Annotated in this window: 6 protein-coding genes; 2 read left to right on the top strand and 4 right to left on the bottom strand. The window is 73.0% G+C overall.

Features of this window, described 5'->3' with window-relative positions; genetic code table 11:
* Positions 1–132, top strand: a 132-nt coding sequence (locus tag ACIRFH_RS33515; protein WP_403529350.1) for an alpha/beta fold hydrolase, incomplete at its 5' end; no start/stop codon positions are given.
* A gap of 148 nt (positions 133–280) precedes the next feature.
* Here ACIRFH_RS33515 and ACIRFH_RS33510 read toward each other — a convergent pair.
* Positions 281–3,523, bottom strand: coding sequence for an AfsR/SARP family transcriptional regulator (locus ACIRFH_RS33510; protein ID WP_403529338.1), 3,243 nt, complete (start codon positions 3,521–3,523; stop codon positions 281–283).
* A gap of 448 nt (positions 3,524–3,971) precedes the next feature.
* Between ACIRFH_RS33510 and ACIRFH_RS33505 the strand changes: the two genes are divergently transcribed.
* Positions 3,972–5,120 (top strand): serine hydrolase domain-containing protein, encoded by a 1,149-nt coding sequence (locus ACIRFH_RS33505; protein ID WP_403529335.1) that lies wholly within the window; start codon positions 3,972–3,974, stop codon positions 5,118–5,120.
* 67 nt (positions 5,121–5,187) lie between these two features.
* Here the strand turns inward: ACIRFH_RS33505 and ACIRFH_RS33500 are convergent, their stop codons facing one another.
* From ACIRFH_RS33500 to ACIRFH_RS33490, 3 genes are all read right to left on the bottom strand, one after another.
* Positions 5,188–5,664: a MarR family winged helix-turn-helix transcriptional regulator gene (locus ACIRFH_RS33500; protein WP_403529332.1), complete on the bottom strand. Its 477-nt coding sequence runs from the start codon at positions 5,662–5,664 to the stop codon at positions 5,188–5,190.
* 102 nt (positions 5,665–5,766) lie between these two features.
* On the bottom strand, positions 5,767–6,543 hold the full coding sequence (locus ACIRFH_RS33495; protein WP_403529328.1) for an AIM24 family protein: 777 nt from the start codon (positions 6,541–6,543) through the stop codon (positions 5,767–5,769).
* The gene (locus ACIRFH_RS33490) at positions 6,540–7,190 is read right to left on the bottom strand and encodes an AIM24 family protein (RefSeq protein ID WP_403529347.1); all 651 of its coding nucleotides are present in this window, start codon (positions 7,188–7,190) and stop codon (positions 6,540–6,542) included. The genes ACIRFH_RS33495 and ACIRFH_RS33490 overlap by 4 nt, the downstream gene beginning before the upstream one ends.
* Position 7,191 lies beyond the last annotated feature (1 nt).

Genomic DNA, 7,191 nt, shown 5'->3' with positions numbered 1-7,191 from the left:
GCCACCGCCGAGCCCTTCCACCGGGCACTCCCCCACGCCGACTACGTCGTCATCGACGGCGCCCCCCACGGCCTGCTGTGGACCCACGCCCAGGAGGTCACCGACGCCCTGCTCACCTTCCTCGCCAAGTGAGCAACGGCGGGCCGGACGTTCACCGCCGGTGACGGTTGCTGCGGGCCCGCCGCAACCGTCCGGCCACCGCGACCGCGGCACCGGACGACCGGCCTTCCGGCCGTGCCGGTCACCCGGCACGGCCGCCTTCGCGGATCCGGCCCGCGCCCTAGGCCCTCGCCGGAGTGCGGTCGCGCGCGGGAGCATCGCCCGGCGGCGCCGGGACGCGCCGGCCGCCCTCGGCACTCTCCGGCGTGACGGCCGTGCGGTCTGCTTCGGCGTCCAGGGCGCTGAGTCGCTCCCGGACCTCCTGGGCGCTGTGGGACAGCGCCTGCTGTTCGGCGTCGGCGAGGGCGCGGCCCCAGTCCGTCCGGGCGGCCTCCCGGTCGCCCATGGCCAGACGCGTGTCGCCCAGTCGCATCAGGGCGCCGACGGCGTTCCTCCGGTCGCCCAGCTCCTCGAACGCCGCCAGCGCCCGCCGGTAGGTGGCCACCGATTCCTCATAGCGGCCGAGCTGACGGAGCATGTGGCCCTGGACGTCCCAGCTCTGGGCCAGCTGCCAGGGGGCGTCCAGGCGCTGGTACAGGGCGAGGGCCTCCTCGCTGAGCGCGAGGGCCCTCTCGGCCTGCCCCAGGTTGGAGTGGAACCAGGCGAGTTCGACGAGGCATTCGGCCGTCCACAGCTCGTCCCCCGTCGCCCGGGACAGCGCGAGTCCTCGTTCGGAGGACGCCACGGCCTCCGGGGTGCGGCCGAACAGGTGCAGCGCGCACGCCGTGGCGTAGTGGGCGCGGGCCTGTTCGGCCGGCGCGCCGACCTCCTCGAGGATCGCGATGGCCTGCTCCAGATGGCGCAGGGACTCCTCCCGGTGGCCGAGGTAGCCGTGGATGCCGCCGATGTGGCGCAGACAGCGGCCTTCCTCGAGGCGGTCGCCCCGGCGCCGGGCCACTTCCAGGGCGGGGATCAGCGCGGTGATGGCTTCCGGCCAGTACTCCTGGCGGTTCAGGTACTCCTTCAGCGACCAGGCCAGCCCGGTGGTGTGGTGGTCCAGTCCCTGGCCGACGGCGGTGTGCAGGAGGGCGGCCAGTACCCGGTGCTCGGCGCTGAACCACCGGTTCGCCTGCTCCACGGTGGTGATGTCTTCCGGGCCGACGCCCGCGCTCGGGGAGCCGAGGTCGAGTTCGGGCAGCGAGTCCTGCTGGAACAGCCGGTTGGCTTCGTAGGCCGTGAACATGTAGTGGTCCAGGACCCGGAGGGTGGCGCGGTGACGTTCGCCGGCGTCGTCGTGGGCGTGGGTGAGTTCGGCGGCGTAGCCGCGCAGCAGGTCGTGCAGGGCGTACCGGCCGGGCAGGGGCTGTTCGACGAGGCAGGAGCGGGTCAGTACGGCGAGCAGACGACGGGTCGCGGGCAGGGGGAGCCCGGCGAGGCCGGCGGCGGCCGGGGCGGTGATGTCGGGGCCTGGGTGCAGGGCCAGGAGCCGGAAGAGCCGCGCGGCGGACCGGTCCAGGGACCGGTAGGACCAGGAGAACACGCTGCGGACGTCGGTGCCGGTGTCGAAGCCGGCGAACGCCTCCAGACCGCCGTGGGCGTCCCGCAGGTCGTCGGCGACGGCGCGCAGGGGGAAGGCCGGGTCGAGTTCCGCTCGGGCGGCCACCACGGCCAGGGCCAGCGGAAGCCGTCCGCACAGCCGGACGATGTCGGCCGCGGCGTCGGGCTCGGCGGCCAGGCGTTCCGGGCCCAGCCGCCGTGCCAGCGTCTCGTGGGCCTCGGCCCGCGAGGGCAGCGCGAGGGTCAAGGGCTTGGCCCCGTCGGCCGCGATCAGACCCGGGAGCCGGTTGCGGCTGGTGACCAGGGTCAGGCAGCCGTCGCCCGCGGGCAGCAGGGGACGGACCTGCTCCTCGTCGCGGGCGTTGTCCAGGACGAGCAGGACCCGCCGGCCGGCCAGGAGACTGCGGAACAGCGTGCTGCGCCCGTCGGTGTCCTCGGGGATGCGCTGGGCGGGGACCCCGAGAGCGGTGAGGAAACCGTGCAGGGCGTCGCCGGGCTCCACTGCGGGGGCGTGCGGATGGAACCCGCACAGATTGACGAAGAGCTGCCCGTCGGGGAACGAGGACGCGATCCGGTGGGCGTGGTGGACGGCGAAGGTGGTCTTGCCGACACCGGGAGCACCGCCGATGACCATGACGGGGGCGCCGGCGGGCCCCGGCCGGCCGGGCGCACCGCTCGCGGCGGACAGCCACGCGCTCTCCGCCGCGCGTCCCGCGAACACCGGCAGGTCACCGGGCAGTTGCGCCGGATGCGCCAAGGGCGGCGGCTCGCTTCCGCCGCCGTCCCCCGTCCGGTGGCCGTCGGCATGCGACGGGCCCGTCGGACCGGCGGACGCCCCGGTGTCCGGGCCGGACGGCGTCGCATCGGCGGCCGGCCCACAGGCCGTGGCGCCGTGGGCCGCGGCCTGGCCGGACGGGGCGTCCGGGGCCGCGGTCCCGGGACGGACCCCGCCCGGAGGCGTCCCGCCCCGGTCCACGGGAACCTCGGGCCGGTCTGCCGGTGCCGCGGCTGGTCGGCCCGGACCACGACCGCCCGCGGTGCCGGCCGTGGAACCCTCCGCGTCGGCCGCCCCGGGCAGGGACAGGGGCGGCAGGTCGTGGCGGAGGATGCCGTCGTGCAGGGCGCGCAGTCCGGGGCCGGGTTCGAGGCCGAGTTCGTCGGCGAGGTGCCGGCGCAGGTCCGCGTACCGCCGCAGTGCCTCGGGGTGCCGGCCGGCCAGGTACAGGGCACGCAGCAGCAGGGCCCAGCCGGTCTCCCGCAGCGGGTGCGTCCGGGTCAGCTCCTGTGCCGCCTCCACGGCCTCGGGGATCCGCCCGCTCAGCAGCAGAGCGGTGGTACGGATCTCCCGCACCGTCTGCCGCAGTTCCTCCAGACGCGCGCTCTCGTGGGCGGCGAACAGGTGGTGCGCGGCGTCGGCGAGCGCGGCACCGCGCCACATGCCCAGGGCCCGCCCGGCCTCCCGCAGGACGTCGTCCGGCCGCCTCTGGTCCAGCAGCCTGCGCGCCTGGTCGGCGGCCCGCTCGAAACGCACGGTGTCCCGGCTCTCGGGCGGGACGCGCAGGGCGTAGCCGGCGGGCTCGGTGACCAGTACCTCGAACGTCCCCCGTCCGCGCAGGTGCTGGGGTTCCAGGACCGCGCGGACCTTGCTGACGTGGGCGTGCAGGGAGGCCGTCGCCCCGCCCGGTGCCCGTCCCGGCCGCTCCGACCACAGCTCCTCGCACAGCGTCTCGGGAGCGACCGCGCAGCCGTCCGCGAGCAGCAGCCGCACCAGCAGCAGCCGCTGCTTGCGCCGCCCCGGATCGAGCACCGTGCCCGCACGCCGCACCACCAGCGGGCCCAGCAGCCCGAAGTCGAATTCCTGCCCCACGGTCGTCATCGTTTCCCCTCAGGCACCCCGCTCGACGGTGTCACCACTTGCGCACGCACGTCCTGCCGGTACGTGAGCGGCCTCTTCCGGCCGCCGGCCCGCCCGGGAGGGACCGGTCGCGTCATGGGTGCGACGGCGAGCGTCACGGGTGCCGCGCCGGGGGCGTCCGCGTGATCCTGGAGGATCCCTGTCGCGATGGTCCGAGCGCCCGGGCGGGGAGAGTGGTGCACAGGGACGGAAGTGGTGAGGACCTCGTCGTCCGCCTACCGCATATGGGGACATTAGCAGGGAACCGCCCGGCGCGAGCTTCGGCGTGTGGTGCTCCACTGCCCGCTGAAGGGACGCCCGGACGGCGTGGAACAACCCTGTGAACTGCCACGACGGTGAACCGGGGCGCCGATCGCCGCGTTGAGGAGGCGAGCGAACGCCGTCCACAGTGAGGAAAACCATGGTCACCGTCGAAGGAACGAGTACCGCCCGGTTCGAACCGGTCCGGGCAGCACTGGCAGCGCATCTCGAATCGGGCGAGGAGCTGGGGGCGTCGATCGCCGTCGACGTCGACGGCGTCATGGAGGTCGACCTGTGGGGCGGGCACGCCGACGCGGCACGAACCGTCCCGTGGCGACGGGACACGGTGGTCGGCCTGTGGTCGACCACCAAGACCCTCACCAGCCTGGCGGCTCTCGTCCTCGTCGACCGGGGAGCGCTGGACCTGCACCGGCCGGTCGCGCACTACTGGCCCGAGTTCGCCGCCCGGGGCAAGCAGGACATCGAGGTGCGGCACGTCCTGGGCCACACCTCGGGGCTCTCCGGCTGGGAGCAGCCCTTCACCATGGACGACCTGTACGACCGGCCGACGGCGAGCGCCCGGCTGGCGGCACAGGCGCCCTGGTGGGAGCCGGGGACCGCCTCGGGCTACCACATGCAGACCCAGGGACAGCTCGTGGGAGAGCTGGTCCGACGGGTCGACGGCTGCACCCTGACCGAGTTCGTGGAGACCGAGATAGCCGGGCCGCTGGCAGCCGACGTCCAGATCGGCGCGCGGGAGGCCGACTGGCCGCGGATCTCCGCGCTGGTGCCGTCGTCGCAGACCCCCGCGGTGCCGGAGGGCCTCGATCCCGAAGCGGTCCTCACCAGGACGATGCTCGGCAGCCCCGCCCGGGACGAGCACGTCGACACCCCGCGCTGGCGCCGGGCCGAACTCGGGGCCGTCAACGGACACGGCAACGCACGGGGCCTGGCGCGTGCCCTCTCCGTGATCTCCCGGCACGGCGAGGCGAACGGCCTGCGGCTGCTCTCACCGGAGACCGTGGACAGGATCTTCGACGTACAGGCCGACGGGACCGACCTGTTCCTGGGCATTCCCGTGCGCTGGGGCATCGGCTACGCGCTCGCCGGCCCCAGGACGATCCCGGGCATGCCCACCGGAACGGTCTGCTTCTGGGCCGGCTGGGGCGGTTCGATCGTCGTGATGGACCTCGACCGGCGCGTCACGTTCGCGTACGCGATGAACCGGCTGGGTACCGGGATCCTCGGCTCGGAGCGCACGCACGACTACCTCGGGCGCGTCTACGAAGCTCTCGGCGCAGCGGACTGAGACCCGGAGGCCCGCCCCCGGGAGGGGCGGGCGGTGAGAACCCGCGCGGACCTCGTCCGTCCGCGGGTCAGGGACGTCCCCGCTGGCCGCGCAGGTGCTCGGCGACGGGCCTGAGCGCCTTGTCGAGCTCCGCCAGGGCCTCGGGGGACAGCAGGTCGATGAAGTGCCTGCGCACGGACGCCACGTGGTGCGGCGCGACCTTCCGCATCGTCTCCAGGCCGTGCTCGGTGAGGACGGCGTAGAGCCCGCGGCGGTCGGACTCGCAGTTCTCCCGCCGGACCAGGTTCGCGTTCTCCATGCGGGTGATCTGGTGGGAGAGGCGGCTCTTGGACTGCATCGTGGCGGAGGCGAGATCACTCATCCGCATCCTGTCGTCCTCGGACTCGGAGAGGTTCACCAGGATCTCGTAGTCGTTCATCGTCAGGCCGAACGGCTGCAGGTCCTTCTCGAGCTGGTGCGTCAACAGCCTGTTGACCTCCAGGTGGGTGCGCCAAGCACACTGCTCCGTTTCGGTCAGCCAGCGGGTGGCCGTCTCGGTCTCCATGAATGAAGTCTACCTAAGAAGTTGAAAGGCGAACTAGTGAGGGGTTCCGTGTGACGGTGACGGGTGCGCACGCGTTCGACGTCACACTCCGCAGATTACCGTTCACAGCCCGAAGCGGCGCTGGAGGTCTCCCAGCTGTCCGGGAAGCCCCGGTACCCCCGACCGGCCTCCCGGCGCGCCCTGGGCGCCGCCGCCGGGCACGCCCGCCTGCTGCGGAGCGACCCCCGTGTCCTGCTCCGCCATCAACACCTCGCTCGACTGCAGCAGCACCGTCCCCGCCCCCACGAACTCGAACTGGTGCTCCTCCCCGGAAGCGCCGCCCAGGCCCGTCATCGCACGTAGACCGCCCAATAGGCCGGTCATGTACCCGTGGTCGTAGTGATGGCAGGGCGAGGGGCAGTCGGCCCAGCCGACCAGGGCCTGCGGGTCCACCCGGATCGGGGGTTCCATGAACACCACCGGACCGTTCGACGCGGCCACGAACTTCCCGGTTCCGATCAGGGTCAGGAAACCCGGCACGATCGACTGCTTGAGAGCGAGACTTGGCTGAAAAGCGAGCAAGTTGCCCGAGCGAATGGTCAGATTGCCGTCCTCCAGGTCGTACGAGTTCACGTCGAAGGCCCGGTCGGCGAGGAGCATCTTGCCCGAGCCCTCGGCGACGACCCAGTCGCTCGCGTGCAGAGGTGAATGGAAGGACGTGCGCACCAGCCGGTCCAGCCGGCCGTGCCCGATCCCGTTGAACTCGATCGTCCCGTAGTAGGCGATCATCTTCCCCTTCTGCAGGAACCACCGGCTCCCCTTCAGCTCCACGCAGAAGGTGTACGCGTTGACGTTGTCGTCGGCCGGCAGCGTCGCCGGGTCGTGGTGGACGGTGCTCAAAGCTTCTCCTCGGACGCCTGGACGTACACCGTGCCGTTGCCGCTCAGCTCCAGCTGGAACGCCTCGCCGGAGCCACGGCCCACCATGTCCCGCCAGCCCAGCGCCGTGGACAGCCGGTTGCGGAGGTCACCGTGGTGGGCGACGTAGGCCTGCGGGTCGACGTGCACCGTCCGGTGCGGGGTGACGGGCACCTCGAAGACGCCCCCGTGGGCCATCACCGCCACCGCGCCGTGCCCTCTGAGGGAGGTCGTGAACAGCCCCTGACCGCTGACCTGCCCGCGCACCATGCCCATGACCCCGCCCTGCGCGCCCAGGAACACCGTGCCCTGCTCCAGGGTGCCCTCGAAGGCGAGGAGGCGGTCCGCCTCGACGTACAGCGTGTCGCCGGAGAGGTGGATGACCTGCACGTGGTGGCCGCCGTGCCCGAAGAACACCGTGCCGCTGCCCTCGACGGTCATCAGCGGGGTGTCCTCGTTCGCCACCCGGCGGCCGATCATCGACATGACCCCGCCCTGGCCGCCGCGCAGGTTCGGGGTGAAGGACACCTCGCCCTGGTAGGCGAGCATCGCGCCGCGCTGACTGAACAGCCGCTGTCCCGGGGCGACGGTCGCCCGGATCATCTTCGCGTTGATCTCCTGGAAGGCCATG

Source organism: Streptomyces sp. NPDC093586, assembly GCF_044764905.1.
Classification (GTDB): domain Bacteria; phylum Actinomycetota; class Actinomycetes; order Streptomycetales; family Streptomycetaceae; genus Streptomyces.
Note: the sequence above shows the minus strand (reverse complement) of the source record. Positions and strands in the feature narration are given on the sequence as shown.

Coding starts and splice junctions, on each gene's coding strand:
- ACIRFH_RS33505 (WP_403529335.1), top strand. CDS start 3,972: ATGGTCACCGTCGAAGGAACGAGTACCGCCCGGTTCGAACCGGTCCGG.
- ACIRFH_RS33500 (WP_403529332.1), bottom strand. CDS start 5,664: ATGGAGACCGAGACGGCCACCCGCTGGCTGACCGAAACGGAGCAGTGT.
- ACIRFH_RS33490 (WP_403529347.1), bottom strand. CDS start 7,190: ATGGCCTTCCAGGAGATCAACGCGAAGATGATCCGGGCGACCGTCGCC.